This window comes from Meiothermus taiwanensis WR-220 (assembly GCF_003568585.1).
In the GTDB taxonomy this organism is placed as follows: domain Bacteria; phylum Deinococcota; class Deinococci; order Deinococcales; family Thermaceae; genus Meiothermus; species Meiothermus taiwanensis.
This window is the reverse complement of sequence record NZ_CP021130.1, coordinates 1,938,877-1,959,690: the sequence shown is the minus strand read 5'-3', so window position 1 is coordinate 1,959,690 and position 20,814 is coordinate 1,938,877. Positions and strand designations below refer to the sequence as shown.

Below are 20,814 nucleotides of genomic sequence, written 5' to 3'. Positions count from 1 at the left end.
CCGGCATGCCCAGGAGCGCTTACTTGCTCGAGGAGATGCTCTGGCTGGAGGTGGGCTGTGCAGAAGAGGACGCTGGTTTTGTTGCTGATGGGCTTGCTGGGTTGTGGCCCGACGGATGGGCCACCGGTTTCTGGTACTGTCTACCCCTTCCCCCGCAGGGCGACCTGGAACGAGGAGGTGCGGGTGAGCCTGCCCTGGCGGGCCGGCTCGAGCCTGAGCGCTAGGCTGGCCGGGGTGCCGCTCGAGATACTGCGCCTCGAGCCCGACCCTGCCGGGGGTAGTGGGGTGGTCTTCAAGGTACCCGACAACTTCTGGGGCGGGCCGCAGGCCCTGGAGCTCCGCGAGGGGGAGAACCAGGCCAGCGGCAGCCTCACCGTGCTGGGCCAGACGGTCTTTGAGCAGCCCGAGCCGGAAGCCCTGGCCCTGATTCGGCCCGGGGTCTCCGATGTCCATTTTGCCCAGACGCTGGCCGGGGCTGGCCTGCGGCTGGTGCCCATCGCACCGGGGGTAAACTCGGTTTCGCTGGGCGGGGCCAGTGGGCCCTGCGCGGGCCGGCTGGCCCGGGTGGCCCGCGACCCGGCCGGGCCCGCGCCCCTCGCGGCGGGGGCTTTGCTCGAGCACCTCGAGCGGGCGGCCGGCGGGCTGGTGGTAGACCTGGACGGTGTCCTGGGCATCGACCCCATCACCGGCTACGACGTCGATCCCGGCCCCGACCCCAGTACCCGGCCCATCAACGCCCGCAGCGCGGTCAAGCTCAGGCCGGGCAGCAACTTCACCGGGGCCGGCATTACCATCGCCGTTGTAGATACCGGGGTCAAAAACCTGAGCGGCCTCACCCTGAAAAGCGGCGGGGCCGACTTTGTAGGCACACCTCCCAACCCCCTGCAGGACGAGTACACCCAGGGCGGGGTGGTGGTGGGGCACGGCACCGCAGCGGCGGTACTGGCCGCGCACGCCACCTACGGCATCGCCCCAGGGGCCGGCATCCTGCCCATCAAGAGCTGCGACAAAGATGGGAAGTGCCGGCTCGAGGCGGTCATCCGCGGCATCTGCCACGCGGTGGCCTACGCCGAGCAGCACCCCCAGGAGCGGCTGGTGCTCAGCCTGAGCCTGGGCAGCGACACCCCCAGCGAGATCGTCTACATCATCCTCAAGGATGCCCTGATGAGGCGTAAAGCGAATGGGATTCCGGTGGTGGCGGCGGCCGGCAACCAGTGGGCCCTCCGCAGCAGCAAGCGGGGGGTGCTGCACCACTTCCCGGCCTCCTTTGGTGGGAACCGGGGGCTTTCCGTGCGGCGCGAGCCCGAGCGCTCCATGACCGTGCTCAAGGGGCTTTTCAGTGTGGGGGCGGTGGGGGATTACTCCGGCACCTTTCGGGTGAGCGCCTTTAGCGGCCAGGGCGACTTTGTAGACCTGGTGGCCCCCGGCGAGCGGGTCTTGAGCCTGAGCCCGGCGGGGAGCGAGCTGGGGTATACCGGCACCTCGTTTGCCGCCCCCATCGTGAGCGGGGCCGTGGCCATTATTCAACAGGCCAGCGCCTGGGTGCCCCTTACCCCGGAAGCCCTTGAAGCGGCTTTCTTGGCCAATCTAACCGACCCGGCCGCCCTCAGCGAACCCGAGGAGGCCCGGGGCCAGGGCCTGCTGGATATGACTCGAGGCCCCTAGATGAGCACGCTCACCGACTGGTTGGTATGCACCCGCCGGATGGCCTGGGCCAGCAGGGGTGCGGTGGGTAGAATGGTATAGCCCAGGGCTGGATTAAGTGCGATGGTATCGGTAAAAACTACCTCGCGGATGGCGGGGTGGGCCAGGTTCTCGCGGGCGTTGCCCACCAGCACGGCGTGGGAGGCCATCACAATCACCTCCGGGGCGGCCCCCGCCGCTAGCAGGGCCTCCACCCCGCGCCGGATGGTGCCGCCGGTGGAGATGATGTCGTCAATAATCAGGGGGCGCTTGCCGGCTACGTCCCCGATCACATAGCTCACCTGGGTCTCCTGGGGGCCGGTGCGGCGTTTGGCTAGGATGGCCAGCGGTAGGTTCAGACGCTCGGAGAGCCGCCGGGCCTGTTCAGCCCGCCCCGAGTCGGGTGAGACCACCACGGCGTTTTCGATGAGGTTTTGCTGCTCCAGGTACTCGGCGAAGAGCCGCACCGCCGAAAGCTCGTCCACCGGCTGATAAAAGAATCCCTGAATCTGCGGGGCGTGCAGGTCTACAGTAATCACCCGGTGGATGCCCACGTGCTCTAAAAGGCCTGCTACCAGGCGCGCGGTGATGGGCTCGCGGCCCTGGGTTTGCTTGTCCTGGCGGGCATAGCCAAAATAGGGAATCACCGCGTTGATACGCCCTGCGCTGCTGCGCCGGGCTGCGTCGGCCAGCACCAGGAGTTCCATTAGGTGGTCGTTGACCGGGGGGGCAGTGGACTGCAGCAGATACACATCGTCGCCGCGGATGCTCTCCAAAAGCCGCACCCGTACCTCGCCATCGGGAAAGCGTTCCACAGTGGCTTTGCCAAGGGGAATGCCCAGGGCCCGGGCCACTGCCTCGGCCAGGGGGCGGTTGGCGTTGCCGCAAAACAGCTTGACCCGTCCTCCGCTGGCGTGTTGTCTTTCTTCTGCTTGCTCTGAACCCAGCCACTCCGTTACGGATGCGCCCCCCATGCTGTCTCCTCCTCGAGTACCTGCACAGCCAACCCCGTTTTCCTAATAGTCTGGTGCTTTCAGTATACCTTGAGCCGCCCCCCACAAACCCTGGCAACCCCCCTTAATCAAAAGGGGCCCTTTACGCATGTCTAACTGCTCAAAACCTGGCCGATTAACTGCGCCAGACGTTCGGAGGCGCTTTCTAAAAAGGTTTCAAAAGCGATGGGCGCCTCGCTGCCTGCCTGGTCGGTAATGGCCCGCAGCAGGGCCATGGGCAGACCCAGGCGTCTGGCCGTCCACAAAGCGGCAGCTCCCTCCATCTCGACCGCGTCGGCAGCGAATATTCGTCGCACCTCCTCAGCCTCGCTGCGGTGGGCTAGAAAGCGGTCGGCACTGGCAATGCGCCCTAGGCGGATGGGCAGGCCCAGGGACTGGGCCGTGCGCAAGACTTTGGAGGTGAGGCCGGCGTCGGCGGGGATGAAGCGTTCGCCGGTGGCCAACTCACCTGGGGCACGCCCGAAAGCCGTGATATCCACGTCGTACTGTACGGCGTCCTGGGCCAGTATAAGATCCATCGTTTTGAGCTCGGGGTTCAAAGCCCCCGCCACCCCCACCCAGAAAGCCTGTGCAGGGTTAAATCGAACCTTGGTATAGGCCACTGCGGCCGAGGCAGCCACCTTGCCCACCCCGGTTTCGACCAGCACCACAGGGTAGCGCCCCAGAGTCCCTTGGTGAATGATCCAAGGGCCATCCAAGGCCTCTTTTAGGCTTAGCAAGCGGCGCAAAGCCTGGGCCTCGAGGCCTTCGGCGGCGAACAGAGCAACCATGGACATACCAGGGTTATACCAGATTCGGCTGCTTCGGCGCTGGAAGGCGGCAAACCAGCCCGACCGAAGGGATGTGCTTTCTTTGCCGAGCGCAGCGAGGGGTGTACTCCGGGATGCAAAAAGATAGCCACCGGAGGTCTTTGCCTTGGCTGACTATCTTTTTGCTTCCGGTACTAGACCAGCACCCGCCGACGACAGTCAGCACTTTGTTGGCCTGGGTGTAAAAGCTTTTGTGATTTTTGCACCAAAATTGCAATCAGCGCGGTTATTCAGATAACGCGAGGCCCCTATCCGGGGGGATGATTAATCAGGGTGATTTATGCCAATCTGTACCTAAGACGCATAACTGGGGGGGCTATGAAAAGAGGTTGTATTAAACCAATACCAATGGGGTTGAGACCCGATGGAAATGCGCTTGTTATCACGGTCTTGGTGGCCCTGATTATGGTTATTTCGCTGCTTTCCATTACCACCAGCCTGACCGTGAGCAACCGCCAGGTGGCAACCAACCAGGGGCTGGCCAACCGTGCACAGTTTGCTGCGGAGTCTGGTTTGCTCAGAGGGCTGCAGAGCTATCAAACGGCCCTCAACTACCTTAAGGGGATCAGGGTGGATTTGTCTGGATCCAACGCGTCAATCGTGCGCTCGGCCTATGTGCAGGCGCTGTACCGCTTCTGCTACGGCAACAGCGCAGCCGGGCCTTCCTTGAGCACCTTCGAGAGCGCTTTGAGTACCATGCAAGCCGGTACTTTGTGTGAGGCTTTACCCATAGACCCGACCCGTTCTCCAGCCGAGGTGGGAAACGAACGCCTGGCCATTCTCATCAATCCCTTGTTGTTCGATAACACCGTGTACAACGGCCAGGTGAGCAACCCAGCGGAGTACTGGGGGCGCTTGGCCTTAGGCTTGGGGGGTTCGGAGGGGGTGCTGGGTTCGTCGGATGGTTTAGAAGACCGTTACGTGGTGCAGGTCGATTTTACGCCGCGTCGCATTGTCATCCAAAATGGCGCGCCGGTGCTGGTGTTTGGCGATCCGAACAATGCCATTATCGCTACGGGCCGTGTCGTGCGGGGAAATACTGTGCTGGCCGAACGCCGGGTGGCTCGAGGGGTGTCCACGGCTAGCAGTTTGGGCGTTACCAATGTAACCATCCAAAACATCAGCTTCTCCTACTTCGCGTTTTTTGTAAACAACACCGTACGCTCCAACGGCAGGCGGGTGGTGTTGCGCGACGGCTTTACCGTAAATGGCCCTGCTTTTACCAATGGCCGCTGGGCTTTTGAACAGCGCACACCGCCGGCCAATTTCAGCTTTGGGGGTCAATTTGGTAGCGCGGGGTGTGAGGAGGGCGCTGAAACCTGCACCGAAGCCCAGCGGCTAGCTGGTAGGGGTTACTACCTGGGGGATGGTAACACCACCAGTACTTTTGCAACTGTTCCGGAAAACGACTCGGCCACCGGGCTTGCGGGGATTAATCCTAGCTTTGCCCGCTTGCGTAACCCGGCGGGAAGCTTTTTGTGTCGGGATGAAAATGGGGGCCAGGTGGTTTGTGCTGACGATGCACCGGCCAGCACCTGGTTGTATGACGTGAACTGGCAGCGCAACCCGATACCCATGCCGGGTAGCGATGCCATAACCCGCTTCGAACGGAACGCGGCTGGCGGTACCCCTACCACTACCAGAGACGCTAATGGCAACCTGCTTCGCGATGCCAACGGACGGATTGTGGTAAGCAACCCTACCGATACCGCTGGATTCTTCATCGACAGCAGCCTGTTCACGGCCTCGAGCAGCAACCAGGCTTCTAGCGGCTGGAGGAATGTTTCAGGTGGTACGGTGGTGATCAACCTGGCGACGGTTCCCCAGCCGAGCGCCAGCGTACTGCAAAACAACACCGGTCGCTATGTGGGAACGCCAACCGTTCGCGTGTACGTAGAAAATGGCCGTCAGCGCATCAGTGTGACGGCTACCTACGTCACTGGATACGCCCTGGCGGTGCAGCAGGAATGCTATACGCCTCCTCCACCTGGTGGCGGCGGTGGCGGTGGTGGTGGCGGCGGCGGTGGCGGTGGTGGTGGCGGCGGCGGTGGCGGCGGCGGGGTATGGCTGCCTGAGCTGCAAAAACTGGCCGACTACCTTTTCAACTTGGGCTCCATGGCCCACGCCCAGAGCTTCACCATCACCATCGACTGCTCCCGTGGTGGAACGCCGCGCTACCGCACCTACTGGACCAACAACCCGAACGACCCTAATATCATCCAGAACCCCAGGCCCACCCTACGCCAGACCATTACTGTGGTCTACGAGGTGGATGAGCAGGGCCAGGTTAGCAAGATAGCCGATAACAGCGCAGGTGTTCAGACCCTTCCCAGCGGCGGCCTTATCTTGAGCAACAGTGCGGTGCCCAGGTCGGCCATTCCTCCCATCCAGGGGCCACCCCCCGGGGGGCGCTTCAATGGTGTGATTTACAGCAGCGGTGATCTGGCTGTACGCAGTGTGGGCGATGTGAACAGCGCCAGCGAGGCCAACAACAGCCGGGCTGTGGCCGGTTACCAGCAACTATCTATCGCTGCAAGAAACAATATCCTGATTCAGTCGAACCTGCGCTACCAGAGCCCTATCCCCGATCCCCTGCCGGCTGACCCTGGCCAGTGGCCGCGCAACCTCCTGGGTTTGTATGCGGGTCAGGATGTGCGGCTTGATCCTCAAGGCTATCTATCCATCACCAGCAACAGCAACCGCAACTTGCTGGTAGACGGTGTGGTCATGGCCCAGAATGGGGAGGTACGTGGGCATGATTCCGCCTTTGATACCTGTGCTAATGCCACCCGTTTGCGGGATGGTGGCAGTTTTCAGGTGTTTGGGGGTGTGATTCAGAACCGCCTGGGGGCCATTAACTGTGGGGTGGTAAGCGGGGTGTTCCGGGGATATCGTTCCAATCACACCTACGATAGGCGGTTGCTTGATCCAGCCTACCGTCCGCCCAGCTTCCCGGAAGTAAGCAATGCCACCCTTAGTACGACGGTCAACACCTTTTTGCAGGGGAGTGGGAGCAACGCGAGCAACCAGGGTTTCTGGCGCTTGATTGGTCAGTAGGGGGTATTTATGAGCCTCGAGCCCGCCCTCTTAAAAAAATCGGGCCTCACATTGGTCGAGATACTGGTGGTGATGGCCATTCTGGGTATTCTGCTGGCTATTGCTTCGGTTAATCTCAACGGTGCGCGCCAACGGGCGCTGGTGCGTGAAGCGGCGGCTTCGGTGGCCACAGCGCTGTTACAGGCCCGTAGCGAGGCCCAGCGCTACAACAGCAACGTTGTGGTTGCGCTAGAAGGGGGGGGTACGGCCTTCACCATCCGTCAGGTGCGCAACGGATCGCTGGTCAGCCGCACGGTTCGGTTGCCAGCCGGGACGGTGGCCCAGGTGCCTGCGGGAGGGGCCACAACACTGACCTATCGCGCCCCGTTTGGAGTGTTGGACGGTGGGGGTGCTGCCTTTTGCTTCAGGCTGGTCAGTCAGGATGTGCCTTGTGATACTTCGCTAACCACTGCACCCCGAAGCGTGGTGGGTGTGGTGGGTTTGGTTGGAAAGGTGGTGGTGTTCAATTAGCACAGCGTTTGAGGAGGGCCGCCGGTGCGCAAGGCAGTGGGATGTCGGCTCAAACAAAGGCAGTATGCGCGTCTCAGCGGGGGTAACCCTGGTTGAACTGCTGGTGTCCATTGTGCTGCTGGGCGCTTTGTTGGCTGCGGTGGCCGGAGCGGTGACGACCATCTTTGGGGCCACGCGCAGCGCGCAAGCGGGGATAGACGCCAACGCACAAGCGCGTGAGATTATGGAGACCGTGCGGGTGCAGTGGGTTAGTGGGCCAGCGGCCCGGGCGGCCTACGATGCCAACTGCATTAGAATCGCATTGCCAGAAGGGGCCAGCATTACTGTGGGTGCCGTTAATCCAGCCACCGATGCCTATACACCCCAGCCTGTTAACGTTGTGCCCCCGGCGGGTAGCTGTCCGGGTGGTAGCTATAGCCAGCCGCTCAAGAGGGTGCAGGTTACGGTTGTACGCAACGGTCGTGAACAAAGCCGTCTCACCCTGGATCTGTCCCGACCCTAGGAGGGGTTTATGCGCAAATACGGGGTTACCCTCGTCGAGCTGCTGGTGGCCTTAGCCATCCTGGGTGTTTTGGTTGCAGCATTTACGGGGTTTTTTGTCTCTACCCTGCGCGCGACCAGCGATTTTGATCGCCGCAATGAGCTTTTGCTGGACGGTCAGATTGCCCACCAACTACTGGTCTCGAGGCTGCAAGAGGCCTGGTTTGTGTACCCCGCCGGTCAGAGCATCGTCCTGAGCGGGCCGGCTGCCTGGCAAACCACCAATCCCGCTTCGGGAAGCAACGTCTGGACGGTGGGCGACCAGTTTGTGGCGGTGGTTTTGCCCCCGTTGCGGGTAGGGTCTGTCTGTAGCCCCGCCACCCCCGGCCAGACCGAGGGCTGTTATCGCTTTTTTGCCTACTATCCACTTAGCCGGGCGGCCTATGTAGCCAACTCGAGCGGCATCTTCGATCGCCTGCCGCCCGATGCAGCCAATCCAGATGCCTGGGTTTTGATGCAGTACACGGGCTTTCTAGAACCCTCCACGGTGGTTTCAGGCAGCGCAGCCCCTACGGGTGGGGCTGCGGGCGCGCTGGGTGGTACAAACGTGGCCTTGGTGGCCGACTACCTCGCCCCCAGGCGTTCTTTCTTCAGCATTACAGAGGTTGCCGCAGGGCCTCCGGCCATCCGCCAGGTGAGCGTTAGCCTGCAATTCAGCCGGGTGGTGCAGGGGCGCACCCTTAGCGTGGGGGGGGCAGGCACCTCGCTGAGCGCAACCGTGCAGCCCCGCAATCAGGGCGTGTTGGCTCCGTAGGCCTCCTGGGCGATCTCGATGGTTTCCTGCACATGGAGGTTGCTATGCAGCAGCCGTTCGGCCCAGGCCTTGGCGCTTTGGGGGTCGTGGTCGCGGTAGTTGCCGCACTCGAGCTCGCTCACCCCTGGCACCGGCTCGGTGTGGTTGACCACGTCCTGTAGTGTAGCCCTAAAAGCCTCCAGCACCTTTTGGGGCCCCGGCTGGCCCAGCACCACCAGGTAAAAGCCGGTACGGCAGCCCATGGGTGAGATATCCACCACCCCTTCCAGGTGGCTGCGGATATAGGTGGCCAGGAGGTGCTCGAGGGTGTGGATGGCCCCGGTGCTGAGGGCCTCCTGGTTGGGTTGGGCGAAGCGCAGGTCGTACTTTTCGATCAGGTCACCTTTGGGGGTTTCCTTCGCCCCGGCCAGCCGCACGTATGGCGCCCGGACTTGGGTGTGGTCGAGGCGAAAGGATTCGGGGATCACAAGGGGTTTGGGCATACCCCCAGTTTACCGCCTTGCGGGGCTTTAGCCTTTAAGCTTCCGCCACAGCTCTGGGGTCAGCAGCAAGAAGACCGGAATCAGCTCGATGCGCCCCGCCCACATCTGAACAATCAGGATCAGCTTGGAGAGGGGCTCGAGGCCGGCGTAGCTGCCCATGGGCCCCACCTCGCCCAGCCCCGGCCCGATGTTGCCCACCGCTTGGGCGCTGGCGGTAAAACCCACCACAAAGTCGTTTTCGAGCAGGGAGATAAGCACCGCGCCCGCCGCTACCAAAGCCGCGTAGAGGGTGATGAAAGCGGCCACCGAGCGCATTACGTCCTCTCCCAGGCTTTTGTTGCCCAGGCGCAGGGTCATGACCGCCTGGGGGTGCAGTGAGCGGATCAGTTCCCGTCGCACAATTGCCCCCACCACCAGCCAGCGAATCACCTTGATGCCACCCGCCCCCGAGCCTGCACAACCCCCCACGAACATGGCCGCCACCAGAATGGCCTGGGCCGCCGGAACCCACAGCGCAAAGTCGGCGCTGGCGTAGCCGGTGGTGGTGATGATGGAGGTGACGTTAAAGAAGGCGTGGCGGATGGCGTCGCCCCAGGTATAGTTCATGTCCTGGGTGTGGTGGGTCATCAGAAAGACGGCCAGTGCCGTGCTGAACACCAGCACGATGAGGGTATAGATGCGCAGCTCCACATCCCTCAGGAGCGGGCGGGGGTCGCGGGTGAAGAAAAGCCGGTACTGCAACACGAACCCCGCGCCCCCCAAGAACATGAACAAGGTACCGAACCACTGGGCCAGTGGGCTGTAGGTCTCGAAGCTGCGCGGGTTGGGACTAAACCCGGCGGCGGGCAGGGTGGTGAGAGCGTTGCAGATGGCCTCAAAGGCCGGCACCCCGGCGATCCAGTAGCATAGAGCAGCCGCCAGGGTGAGGCTGGTATACACCTTGAGAATGCTTAGCGCGGCGGTGCGCAAGCGAGGGGTAAAGGGTTCTTTCTGGATGCCGGTGCTCTCGGTGATAAAAAGCTGGCGGCCTGCCACGGCCAGATGGGCCAGTAGTGCCACCACCAGCACCAGAATCCCCACGCCCCCAAACCACTGCATCAGGCTGCGCCAGAAAAACAGGCTGTAGCCAAACTGCCCGAAGTCGGCCAGCACCGTTGCGCCGGTGGTGGTGAAGCCGGACATAGCCTCGAACACCGCATCGAGGTAGTTCATGCCGCCGGCCACCCAGAAGGGAATTGCGCCCAGCAGGGGCACCAGTAGCCAGATCAGGGCGATGGAGAGCAGGGCCTCGGCGCGCCCTGGTTCATGCCTGGGGTCGCCCAGGCTGCGGAACCACCAGCCCAGCGAAAGCCCCACTGCAGCGCCCAAAAGAAACCCCCAGGGCGACTCGCCCAGCACCAGCGAGAGCACCTCGAGCCCCAGCATGACCGCGCCCAGGGCCAGGTAGACCACGCCCAGGAAGTAGTAGGTAAAGCGCAGGTTGGTTATCAGCCAGGGTTTTGTTTTTCTTTTCATGGGGTTGGTTCCTCAGGCCCTGAGCCTGCGCCAAAGCTCGGGGGTAAATAGCGAAAATACTGCAATAAGCTCGATGCGCCCGGCCCACATCTGGAAAATCATCACGGCTTTGGAGATGGGGTGTAGATGGCCGTAGTGGGCCATGGGGCCCACCTCACCCAGCCCCGGCCCCACGTTGCCGATGGCCGCGGCTGAAGCGGAAAAGGCCACCACGAAGTCTTCCTCCAGGATGCCCATCACCAACACCCCCAGGGCAAACAGGCTCACGTACAGGGTGATGAAAGCGGCCACCGAGCGCATCACGTCCTCGCCGATGTTCTTGTTACCCACCCGCAAGGGCAGCACGGCCTGGGGGTGCAGGGCCCGCTGCAACTCCCGGCGCACCAGCGCCCCGATAATCAGCCAGCGGATGATCTTGATGCTGCCCCCTACGCTGCCGGCGCTACCGCCGATAAACATCAGCATAATCAGCAGGGTTTGGGCCGGGATGACCCACTGGGCAAAGTCGGCCGAGGCAAAGCCGGTGCCGGTGATGATGGAGGTGGTCTGGAAGAAGGCGTGGCGCAGGGCTGGCTCGAGGTCGTAGTCGTGGCGCGCGAAGAGCACGGCTGCCATCAACAGGCCCACCACCAGCACAATCAGAGCATAGGCACGAACCTCCGGGTCGCGCAGGAGGGCGGTGTACTCGCGGCCAAAAATGGCCCGGTACTGCAAGAGCAGGTTCACCCCAGTCAGGAACATCACTCCGGCCGCGATCCACTGGGTGAGCGGGGTGTAGCTTGCAAAACTCTGGGGGTTGGGGCTGAAGCCGCCGGCAGAGACGCTCGAGAAGGTGTTGGTGATGGCTTCGAACAAAGGCACGCCGGTAACCAGATAGGCGGCTAGGGTGACGAAGGTCAGCAGCAGATAGACCCGCAGAATGTAGCTGGCGGTTTGGTGGAGTTTGGGGGTGAGCTGCTGTTTTTGTACGCCGGTGGTCTCGGCAAAAAACATCTGCCGCCCGGCCAGGGCCAGGTGGGGTAGCACCACGATAAACAGCAGCAGAATCCCCATGCCGCCAAACCACTGGCTGAGGCTCCGCCAGAAAAAAAGCCCGTAGCTGAACTGGTTGAAGTCGGCCAGGATGGTGGCCCCGGTGGTGCTGAAGCCCGAGGTGGCCTCGAACAGCGCATCCAGGTAGCTAAGGCCCCCCGAGATCCAGAAGGGGATGGCCCCCAGCAGGGGCACCATGATCCAGAGCCCGGCCACCGTCAGCAGGGCCTCGGCCCGGCGGGGCTCGGCCTGGGGGCTGCCCAGCCGGCGCAGGAGCATCCCCAGTGACAGCCCCAGGCCAGCCCCCACAAAAAATCCTCGGGCGTCCTCACCCAGGAGCGCGTCCACCAGCCCCAGGAGGCCCATCACGCCCCCCAGCGCGACGTAGACGGTGCCGGTCATATAGGTGGCGACCGGGATGGGGTTGGCTGCGCGCGCTTTAGCGAACCTGGGCCAGGACTTCATTGGCTACCTGCCGGTCGGTAAGAACCAGGAGTTTATCGCCACCGGTAACGGCCAGCATGGGGGAGCGCAGGTAGACCCGGGTACCGCGCTCGAGGGCCACTGCAATGGCCCCCTGGGGGAGCTGGAGCTTATCGAAGGGCGTCTCGCGGAAGTCGGCTGGCAGCTCGAATTCCAGCAGCTCCACCTGGTCTTCGATCAGGGCCAGGTGGTCTACGTTGTCGGGGGCGATCCAGTCCACCACCTCGCGCACCGCCGCGGCGCGGGGGGTGAGGGGGATGTCAATGCCCACGTGCTCGAAGAGGCGGCGGTTCTCGCCCCGGTTAACCCGGGTGATCACCTTGGCTACCCCAACCTGCTTGGCCAGGAGTGAGACCAGCAGGTTTTTCTCGTCGTTTTCGGTGACCGCTACCATCACGTCCACATGGTCGAGGCCTTCGGACTCCAGCAGCTCCAGGTCGGTGCCGTCGCCCTCGAGCACCAGCGCCCCCGGCAGGTGTTCGGCCAGCCAGGCGCAGCGGTCGGGGTTGTGGTCAATAACGGTGACCTCGAGGCGGTGCTTGAGCAGTTCTTTGGTGACCATGTACCCCACATTGCCGCCCCCCACCACCATCACCCGGCGCACCCGTTCGCGCGGAGCGAAGCAGGCCTGGATGGCGTCGAAGCCCTGGGGGGTGGTCATGAAGAAGATGCGATCCTCGGCCTCGAGGGCGAGCTGGGCAAACTCGGGGTCGGTGGCCGCGATAAAACGGCCCTCGCGCAAAATACCGGCCAGCAGGCTGCCCGGAGGCCAGTCCAGCAGGGCGAGCTGCTTGCCGATGTAGGGGCCGCCCTCCCGCACCTGGTACTCCACAAAGCGCAACCGGCCACCGGCCAGCACCTCGGTGTCCACCGCCCCAGGGATTCGGATGACCTCTACAATTTCTTTGGCCAGCGAGCGTTGGGGCCAGAAGACCTGGTCGATGCGGGTGCCCAGAATTTCCACCGTGCGCGGGTCGGTCAGGATATCCACATAGGACTGCTTTCCCACAAAACACAGGGTTTCCTTGGCCCCCAGGCCCTTGGCCAGCATGCAGGCAATCAGGTTGACCTCGTCCCAGTTGGTGGTGGCGATAAAGGTGTCGCACAGATCTACCTTGGCTTCCCGCAGAATCTCGGGGTCGGTGACGCTCCCAATCACCACCTGCACGTCCAACCCCCCCAGGCGCTCCTTGGCCTCGGGGTTGGTGTCCACCACCACCAGGTCGTGCTGGGTGTGCAGGGCTTTAGCAATCTGTGAGCCGATCTCGCCGCCGCCGGCAATTACGATGTACATAGCTGGCTCCGTTGGGGTGTAGGGCGAACCTTGGATATACCCCCCTGCCCAGGGCGTGGGAGGTGCGCATTCCCCGCCCAGGGGGTGGACCAGTACCTCTGATCTTGTAGAAAGTCCAAGCCCAGGCCGACTTGATAAGACTTCATAACCCAAACAGGCACTAGCTTACACCTGAATTGTTTCCGTAGCTACGTTTTTAATCACCGGAACCGCCGGTTTCCAGGCCACCCGGCCCACCATCTCGCCGTGCAGGTCGTAGGCCTCGGCCTGGGTAATCCGAACCTGGATGATGTCGCCAATTTTGACCGTGCCGTCGGTCTCGGCGTAGACCAGTCCGTCGATGCCTGGGGCGTCGTACCTGGAGCGGCCCACCACCAGGCCGGGCAGCTCGCCGTAGTCGTCCACGATGACCTCGAGGGTCTGTCCCAGCCGGGCCTGGTTCTTTTCCAGGCTAATCTGCTGCTGCAGGGCCATCAGGCGGGCCCGGCGCTCCTCTTTGACCTCCTGCGGGACAGCCCCCGGCAGGCTGTTGGCGTCGGCCCCTTCCACCTCGGAGTAGGTGAAGCAGCCCACCCGGTCGAGCCGGGCCTCGGCGATAAAGTCCAGTAGCAGCTCAAAGTCTTCCTCGGTTTCGCCGGGGAAGCCCACGATAAAGCTCGAGCGAATCGCCAGGTCGGGGGCGATGGCGCGCCATTCCTGGATGGTTTTGAGGTGGCTTTCAGCCCCCCCGGGGCGGCGCATGGCCCGCAGAACCCTGGGGCTGGCGTGCTGGAGCGGCACATCCAGGTAGGGCAGCAGCTTGCCCTCGGCCATCAGGGGGATGAGGTCGCGCACGTGGGGGTAGGGGTAGACGTAGTGCAGCCGCAGCCAGGCCCCCAGCCCGGCCAGCTCGTTGACCAGATCCACCAGGTGGGCCCGTACCTGCTTGCCTGCATAGTCGGAGGTGCGGTGGCGGATATCCACCCCATAGGCCGAGGTGTCCTGGGCGATTACCAGCAACTCCTTGGTGCCGGTGCCCACCAGCCGGGTGGCCTCGAAGAGAATCTCGGCGGCGTCGCGGCTTTGTTGCAGGCCGCGCAGCTTGGGGATGATGCAGAAGCTGCACTTGTGGTTGCAGCCTTCCGCAATCTTCAGGTAGGCGTAGTGGCGGGGGGTCAGCTTGACCTGCGGGGGAACCAGGGCCGTAAAGGGATTCTGCTCCAGGGGAACCACCCGCTGTACGGCAGCCAAGACCCGGTCTACCTCGCCGGGGCCGGTGACCTCGAGCACCTGCGGGTGGGCCTGCTGGATGACCTCGGGCCGGGCCCCCAGGCAGCCGGTTACAATCACCTTGCCGTTCTCCGACAGGGCCTCGCCGATGGCGGTAAGCGACTCCTCTACCGCCGGGGTGATGAAGCCGCAGGTGTTGACTACCACCACATCGGCCTCCTGGTAGGTGGGCGAGGTTTCGTATCCCTGGGCCCGCAGGCGCGAGAGAATCTGCTCCGAATCCACCAGGGCCTTAGGACAGCCCAGACTGACAAACCCGACCTTGCCTGCCATTTCCTCTCCTGTGCGCCCGATGGCGCGACAACAGTCCCGAGTATAGCAGGTTTGTGGGGTTTGGGTATGGATCACACAGCTTTGCGCTGGAGCTCGAGCTACTGTCCAAAGCGCTGGGTGACCACCTGCCCCGCATTGCCCATGCGGCCCCGGTCTTGGCCGTTGACGATGGCCCGCACCACCCCGGCGTTGCCGACCCGCACCACCACCGGCAGGGGGTAGCTGAGCTGAGTACCGGCGGCTACGGTGCCCTCGTAGAGCTGCCGGCCTGTGCGCCCATCGGTAACGCGGATCCAGCTGGTGCCCTCAAACCGTAGCGTCAGGCCCGTGGCGGGCGCAGAAGTGGTGGGATTGGGGGAGGGCGAGGGGCTGGACGCGGGAGGAGCAGGTGTCAGGGTGAAGCTCAGGCTGCGATCGGTTTGCAGGGTGATTACCTGTTCGTACTTCTGGTAGCCGGGCGCTTCGATGCGAAGGGTGCGCTCGCCGGCCTCCACACGGGCCTCGAGGGGGGCTTGTCCAAGCAAGAAGCCATCGAGGTATACCCGTGCACCGGTGGGCTGTGTGGCGATGCGCAAGCTGATTTGCTGTGGAGGGGATGGCGCGACAGGGGCCGGTGGGGTGGGGGTGGAGGTTCCAGGGCGGTACAGGCTGCGGTAGCCCCACCAGCCCAGCAGCAGCAACAGGATGACCAGGGGCACCACCCAGAGCCAGCCAGGGTTTGGGGCGGTGGGCGCCTTAGGGCTGGAAGCGCTCTCCAGCGCTGCAGGCTGGGCTGTACTCATCGGGTAAAGGGCCAACAAAGGGGCCGCATCTAGACCCAGCAGTTGGGCGTAGCGCTTGAGATAGCCTCGAGCCAAAGGGGGTTCGGGTAGCTCATCGAAACGACAGTCTTCCAGGGCTTCCAGAATAACCCGCCGCACCTTGAGCACCTCGGCTGCCTGGGCCAGATCCAGCCCTTTGGCTTCACGGGCTTCTTTTAGCCGCTTACCCAGCTCGCACATTTCGCCTCATTCTAAGCCTTAAACTCTAGCTGCACATAAGTAACGCCCGGGCCTGGGCGCTACTCCTGGGTGAGCGCAAGCGCAATTTGGGCGGCCAGGCGGGCGTTTTCTTCCAGTAGGCGCAAATTGGCCTCGTCGGTCTGGCCCCCGCTCAGCTCGGAGATGCGCCGGAGCAGGAACGGGGTCAGGGCTTTGCCGCCGATGCCCAGCCGGGCGGCTTCCTGGGTGGCCTGTTCCACCCAGCGCTGTACCTGGGCGAAGTCCAGCCCCTTTGAGATGGGGTTGAGCACCAGGCTGGCCCCCGGCAACCCCAGCGCTCGGGCGGCTTTGTAGGCCTGGGCGGCGCCCAGGGGCGACTCCACCCGGGCGGGTAGGGGATAGGGGCTCGAGGGGCTGTGAAAGGCCGGCAGGTGGTTGGTTTTATAGCCCAGCAGGGCCACCCCCAGCGACTCCAGGCGTTCCAGGGTGGCCGCAAGGTCGAGGATGCTCTTGGGGCCGGCCGATACCACCACGATGGGGGTGCGGGAGAGCACGAGCAAGTCCGCCGACTCGTCGTAGGGGTGGGGGTGCACGCCGCCAATGCCGCCGGTTGCAAAGACCTGGATGCCGGCCTTGTGGGCCAGGAAAGCGGTGGAAGCCACGGTGGTGCCCGCGCTTTTGCCCTGGGCCACCAGCGCGCCTAAGTTCCACAAGCTGGCCTTGTCGGCGCTCTCATCGCTTGCGATGGCCTCGAGTTCCTCCGCGGTCAGGCCCACCACCACCTGGCCTTTCAGGATGGCGATGGTGGCCGGGATTGCCCCGGCCTCTCGCACAGTCTCCTCGAGCTTGCGGGCCAGCTCCAGGTTCAGAGGGCGGGGCAGGCCGTGGGTAATGACGGTGGACTCCAGGGCCACCACGGCGCGGTGGGTTTGTAAAGCTTGGGCGACTTCGGGGTGTAGACGCATACCCACAGCATAAAGCAGGGATGCAAACCGACGTACAGCTCGAGCCGCCAGGGGGCTACGGTGCAGGACATACCCGGTTGCGCCCGGCCCGCTTTGCGGCGTAGAGCTGCTCGTCTGCGGCGGCCAGGAGCTTTTCGTGGTTGGGGAGGCTGGGGTCGCTGCTCACCCCGATGCTCACGGTGACCTTGAGGTCGGGGTGTAGCGCGGCCCAGTTATGCTGTTCGATGCGCTGTCGTATCCGTTCACAGGCGACCAGGGCCCCGGGTAGGCTGGTCTGAGGAAAAACCAGTGCGAACTCCTCGCCGCCGTAGCGGGCTGCAAAGTCCACGCCGCGACAGCCCGCCTCGAGAATCTGCCCGACGATGCGCAGCACATCATCGCCAATCTGGTGGGAGAAGGTGTCGTTGATTTGTTTGAAGTGGTCGATGTCGACCAGGGCCACGCTTATGGGCAACTTGTAGCGTTTGGCCGCGGCAAACTCGCGCTCGAGGTTTTCTTCCAGGTAGCGGCGGTTGTGGAGCCGGGTCAGGGGATCCTGGCGGGCCAGCCGCTCCAGCTCAGCGGACTGCTGGCGCAGCTTATCCAGCAGGCGCGATTTTTCGGCGTTGGCTTCCTTCAGGCGTTCGATGGCCAGGGCCAGCTCCCGGTTGGCGCGGGCCAGCTCGGTGTTGCGCAGGCGCTCGATCTCCGCTTCCTGGCGGGCTTTTTCTACCTGAAACCCCGCCAGCAGGGCGGTGGTTTTTTGCGCCTGCTGTTCTTTGTGCAGCCTGCGTTCGATCTCGAGGCCCCGCCGCAGGTGATACAGCGCCAGCTCCAGCTTTTGCTGGGCCTCGAAGACATCGGCGATGGCCTGGTGGTACTCGAGCAGCAGCTTTTGCGGCCCCAGAAGGGCGGCCTGCTCGAGGCCCCGTTGCAGTATCTGAATAGCGGCGGCAGACTGCCCCATCCGCCCCAGCAGGGAGCCCACCTGCAGCAGCGTGCTCAGGGCGCCCAGGCGGTTGCCCGACTCCTGGTAGAGGTTCTGAGAGGCCTGGAACAGGCCCAGCGCGGTTTCCAGATGGCCCAGGGCGGCGTGGGCGCGGCCCAGGTTTTCCAGGCAGGCCGCCCGCACCTGGGGGCTGCCCAGTTGGTCGGCCAGGGCCAGGGCCTGCTGGTGGTAGTCCAGCGCCTCCTGCAGGCGGCCTAAGCGCTGGAACACCGTGCCCAGGTTGGAAAGCACCCTGGCCTGGCCCTGACGGTTGCCCTGGGCCTGCATGAGGGCGAGGCTTTCGCGGTAGAGCTGCGCCGCCCCCGAAAAATCGCCGATCTCGAGGTAGACCAGGCCCAGGCTGTTCAGGGTTTCAGCCTCGCTCAGGCGGTCGCCCAGCTCGCGCTTGAGGGCCAGGCTGCGCAGGAAGTACTTGGTGGCCTCCTGGTGGTTGCCCAGGGTGTACTGCACCGAGCCCACGCCGCTCAGGGCGTTGGCTTCCAGCGCTTTGTGCTCGTATGCGCGGCTCAGCTCGAGCGCCTCGAGGTAGTACTCGAGGGCCTTGGGAAAATTGCTTTGTAAGAAGTGGAGTTGACCCAGCGCGCTGAGGGCCTCGATTTCGCCCTTAACCTCGCGGGCCTGGTGCAAAACCGCGAGGGCTTCCTCGAGGCAGCCCTGGGCTGCTGGCAGGTTGCCCTGGCGGTAGTGAAAATCGCCCAGGTTTTTGAGGGTCAGGCCCCGCCCTACTGAATGGCTGCCTGCATTGGACAAAATCAGCATCTCCTCGACGACCTGCCCGGCCCGTTGTAGGTCGTTTAGCCGTAGAAACTGGTATAGCTCATCGAGCAGGCGCAGCTTCTCCGGGATGGCCTGGGTTTGATTAAGCTGGGCCTCGAGGGCCTGGAGGGTTTGGTTCATAGGTCTGGGGCCGGGTTTATTGCTGTCAAAATTTTTGCACTTTATACCGCATAACGATTCTTGCGTGCAATAAGTGTTCTGTGAGAGGCCCTCCAAAAAGCCTGCTAGATGCCCTAACCCCAGCCCAATTGCGCCAAAAAATGCAGTTTCAGTTTTTACTGTATGCCATCCTGCCCTTATGGCAAGGTGGTTGATACTGGCCCTTACCGGTTTTTTGCTGTTCCTGGCCCTGGCCGGCTGGGCGGCCTACGCTTTTCTGATCCGTCCGGCCCAGACCCTGGTCAACGATTTTCGACAGATCATCGCGCTGGACAGGAACGTAGAGCGACAGACCGCCTACACCCCTCCAGCCAACGGTCAGCTCAGCCCCGAACAGCTCCAGCGCTTTTTGCAGGTGCAGCGCTATGTCAAACAACAACTGGGGGAGCGCTACCAGCGCATCGAAGCCCGGCTTAATCAGCTAGCCAGCCAGCAGGTGGGACAGCTTGTGCTGGACTACCGCACCGCGCTTGATCTTTTCCGCGACTCGAGCTCGCTGGTACTGGACGCCAAGGGCATCCAGGTGCAGGCCCTCAACCAGCAGGGCTTTTCTGCGGAGGAGTACGCCTGGGTGCGGGCGCAGGTCTACGCTGCGCTGGGCTATGGGGTGCCCAACCTCAACCCGCAGGAGATTCTGCGCCAGATAAGCTCGAGGGACTTCAACCCGCGGGTAGATCTGTTCAAGCCCGAGGCCCCGGCGGCCAACGTGCGGCTGGTGGAGCCTTTTCGCGATGAGCTGGTGAGCTACTATCCTTTCACCTGGTTTGGGCTGTAGGGGGCTGTATGGTGTTGCCAAATCATGCGTGGCTGGAGCTTTGATACCGGCTCCACCTGAACTTCACCGCCCTGCGCAGTCAGGGGTGAAGGATTCAAGCCGACCCAAGGTAGCAGAAAAGCATTTCGGCAGTATCGTTTAGGCTTGCCAGAGTGAACGATACCGCCGAAATGCGTATGAAGACGTTTGGGGTACGCCCGTAAAGGCTCCTAGCAGACCGAGTCGGTGGGCCTGGGGTTGGATAGCCCAAACCAGGGGCGTAGCCGCAGCCCGGCACCGGTGCCCAGCAAAGCCATGACCAGCCAGACCCAGCCGTGCAGGCTGAAGGAGGCCACCCCCCCGATGTAGGCCCCGATGTTGCAGCCGTAGGCCAGCCGGGCCCCGTAGCCCATCAAGAGCCCGCCCAGCACGGCTGCCAGCAGGGCTTTCCAGCCCAAGCGGGGGTTTTTGCCGAATACCCCGGCAGCAGCGGCGCTGAGCAGCGCGCCCAGCAGGATGCCCAGGTTGGTCAGGGCGGTGGGGTGGCCCAGGGGGGAGCGTTCCAGGGGCGACTCGCCGTTCCAGAAGCCCCAGAAGGCTGGCTGGGCCAGGCCCAGGGCCTCCACGGCCTGTGAGCCCCACAGGGTCAGGCCGTAGGTGACCCCCCAGGGGCGCCCGCTCACATAGAGCACCGCTGCGTTGAGCACGGCCAGCACCAGCGCCGCCACCCACAGCGGCCAGGTGCCGCGCAGCACCCGGGCCCAGCCCTGGGAGCCTCGAGGCTGGGAAAGCGGTGGGGGTTGCCGTTTGCGGATGATCCACTCGGCCAGCAGGGCCAGCCCCCCCACCAAGGCCAGCGTGACGGCCAGGGCTCCCCACAAGCCCAGGTGCTCGGCCAGTGAGATGGGTGGTAGGGCGCCTATGGCCCCCGGCCCGGTTGTCCAGAACTCGAGGTTCCAGGCCCCCAGCACCGAGCCTCCCATAAAGCTCACCAGGGCCACCAGGCCCAGCAGACTGCCGCTGCCTGTTGCGTACAGTGTGCCTGAGGCGCACCCCCCGGCCAGTTGCATCCCCACCCCAAACAGAAAGGCCCCCAGCAGCAGACCCGGCCCGATGGGGGCCAGATAGCCGCTCAAGGGCTGGCCGCCCAGGCCCTGCCCCAGGGCAAACAGAAGGGCAAACAGGGTCGCGGTTACGCCCAGCAGCAGCATATGGGCCTGCAAAGCCCGCCCCTGCCCCACGCTCAGGAGCTGGCGGAAGGCCGAGCTAAAGCCAAACCGGGCGTGAAAGAGGCTAAAGCCCAGCCCGATTCCCAGCAACAGCAAAAGCCCCTGAGGTGTGGGTAACTGCGCGTACAGCCAGCCTGCTCCCAGCAGCCCCAGTCCAATTAGCCCGTACTGGGGCCGGGGGGCCTGATGGGACGGGGCCGAGACAGCGGATCTGGATGGTAAACCCTTGCGTAACAGCGACATTTATC

General features: G+C 63.6%; 17 protein-coding genes. 6 read left to right on the top strand and 11 right to left on the bottom strand.

Annotated features, from left to right (window positions below; all coding sequences use genetic code 11):
- Window positions 1-57: 57 nt before the first annotated feature.
- Window positions 58-1,665: a S8 family peptidase gene (locus MTAI_RS09625; protein WP_245453108.1), complete on the top strand. Its 1,608-nt coding sequence runs from the start codon at window positions 58-60 to the stop codon at window positions 1,663-1,665.
- On the opposite strand, the gene MTAI_RS09620 is transcribed toward MTAI_RS09625, so the two are convergent.
- Both MTAI_RS09620 and mtnN read right to left on the bottom strand, forming a co-directional pair.
- Entirely contained in the window at window positions 1,662-2,657 is a 996-nt protein-coding gene (locus MTAI_RS09620) for a ribose-phosphate diphosphokinase (protein WP_223299815.1), read from the bottom strand. The two genes, MTAI_RS09625 and MTAI_RS09620, sit on opposite strands and share 4 nt — an antisense overlap.
- 131 nt (window positions 2,658-2,788) lie before the next feature.
- Window positions 2,789-3,466, bottom strand: a complete 678-nt coding sequence (mtnN, locus tag MTAI_RS09615; protein WP_027888143.1) for a 5'-methylthioadenosine/S-adenosylhomocysteine nucleosidase — start codon at window positions 3,464-3,466, stop codon at window positions 2,789-2,791.
- Between the two features lie 444 nt (window positions 3,467-3,910).
- On the opposite strand from mtnN, the gene MTAI_RS09610 reads away from it, so the two are divergent.
- From MTAI_RS09610 to MTAI_RS09595, 4 genes are all read left to right on the top strand, one after another.
- The gene (locus MTAI_RS09610) at window positions 3,911-6,562 is read left to right on the top strand and encodes a hypothetical protein (RefSeq protein ID WP_245453107.1); all 2,652 of its coding nucleotides are present in this window, start codon (window positions 3,911-3,913) and stop codon (window positions 6,560-6,562) included.
- Window positions 6,563-6,571: 9 nt separating this feature from the next.
- Window positions 6,572-7,072, top strand: a complete 501-nt coding sequence (locus MTAI_RS09605) for a pilus assembly FimT family protein (RefSeq protein ID WP_027888141.1) — start codon at window positions 6,572-6,574, stop codon at window positions 7,070-7,072.
- Window positions 7,073-7,136: 64 nt separating this feature from the next.
- The gene (locus tag MTAI_RS09600; protein ID WP_027888140.1) at window positions 7,137-7,574 is read left to right on the top strand and encodes a prepilin-type N-terminal cleavage/methylation domain-containing protein; all 438 of its coding nucleotides are present in this window, start codon (window positions 7,137-7,139) and stop codon (window positions 7,572-7,574) included.
- Window positions 7,575-7,583: 9 nt separating this feature from the next.
- The gene (locus MTAI_RS09595) at window positions 7,584-8,366 is read left to right on the top strand and encodes a PilW family protein (RefSeq protein WP_027888139.1); all 783 of its coding nucleotides are present in this window, start codon (window positions 7,584-7,586) and stop codon (window positions 8,364-8,366) included.
- Here the strand turns inward: MTAI_RS09595 and MTAI_RS09590 are convergent.
- The 8 genes from MTAI_RS09590 to MTAI_RS09555 all read right to left on the bottom strand — a co-directional run bounded on the left by MTAI_RS09590 (window position 8,345) and on the right by MTAI_RS09555 (window position 18,544).
- Entirely contained in the window at window positions 8,345-8,848 is a 504-nt protein-coding gene (locus MTAI_RS09590; protein WP_027888138.1) for an S-ribosylhomocysteine lyase, read from the bottom strand. The genes MTAI_RS09595 and MTAI_RS09590 overlap by 22 nt on opposite strands.
- A gap of 27 nt (window positions 8,849-8,875) precedes the next feature.
- Window positions 8,876-10,363, bottom strand: coding sequence for a TrkH family potassium uptake protein (locus MTAI_RS09585; RefSeq protein ID WP_036197090.1), 1,488 nt, complete (start codon window positions 10,361-10,363; stop codon window positions 8,876-8,878).
- Between the two features lie 12 nt (window positions 10,364-10,375).
- Complete coding sequence (locus MTAI_RS09580) at window positions 10,376-11,860, bottom strand: TrkH family potassium uptake protein (RefSeq protein WP_027888136.1); 1,485 nt, start codon at window positions 11,858-11,860, stop codon at window positions 10,376-10,378.
- Window positions 11,835-13,172, bottom strand: a complete 1,338-nt coding sequence (trkA, locus tag MTAI_RS09575) for a Trk system potassium transporter TrkA (RefSeq protein WP_013013345.1) — start codon at window positions 13,170-13,172, stop codon at window positions 11,835-11,837. Before trkA ends, MTAI_RS09580 begins: the two co-directional genes overlap by 26 nt.
- A 165-nt stretch (window positions 13,173-13,337) precedes the next feature.
- Window positions 13,338-14,714 carry a 30S ribosomal protein S12 methylthiotransferase RimO gene (gene rimO, locus MTAI_RS09570; protein WP_013013346.1) on the bottom strand — a complete coding sequence of 459 codons (1,377 nt, stop codon included), beginning with the start codon at window positions 14,712-14,714 and terminating at the stop codon, window positions 13,338-13,340.
- 98 nt (window positions 14,715-14,812) lie between these two features.
- On the bottom strand, window positions 14,813-15,715 hold the full coding sequence (locus MTAI_RS09565; protein WP_013013347.1) for a RodZ domain-containing protein: 903 nt from the start codon (window positions 15,713-15,715) through the stop codon (window positions 14,813-14,815).
- 59 nt (window positions 15,716-15,774) lie between these two features.
- Window positions 15,775-16,659: a pseudouridine-5'-phosphate glycosidase gene (locus MTAI_RS09560; protein ID WP_027888135.1), complete on the bottom strand. Its 885-nt coding sequence runs from the start codon at window positions 16,657-16,659 to the stop codon at window positions 15,775-15,777.
- Window positions 16,660-16,714: 55 nt separating this feature from the next.
- Complete coding sequence (locus MTAI_RS09555; protein ID WP_187388534.1) at window positions 16,715-18,544, bottom strand: tetratricopeptide repeat-containing diguanylate cyclase; 1,830 nt, start codon at window positions 18,542-18,544, stop codon at window positions 16,715-16,717.
- Window positions 18,545-18,722: 178 nt separating this feature from the next.
- Between MTAI_RS09555 and MTAI_RS09550 the strand changes: the two genes are divergently transcribed.
- Window positions 18,723-19,358 carry a hypothetical protein gene (locus MTAI_RS09550; protein WP_013013350.1) on the top strand — a complete coding sequence of 212 codons (636 nt, stop codon included), beginning with the start codon at window positions 18,723-18,725 and terminating at the stop codon, window positions 19,356-19,358.
- A 209-nt stretch (window positions 19,359-19,567) separates the two neighbouring features.
- Here the strand turns inward: MTAI_RS09550 and MTAI_RS09545 are convergent, their stop codons facing one another.
- A complete protein-coding gene (locus MTAI_RS09545) occupies window positions 19,568-20,809 on the bottom strand; it encodes a YeeE/YedE family protein (RefSeq protein ID WP_027888133.1) in 1,242 nt (413 codons plus the stop codon).
- Window positions 20,810-20,814: the final 5 nt, after the last annotated feature.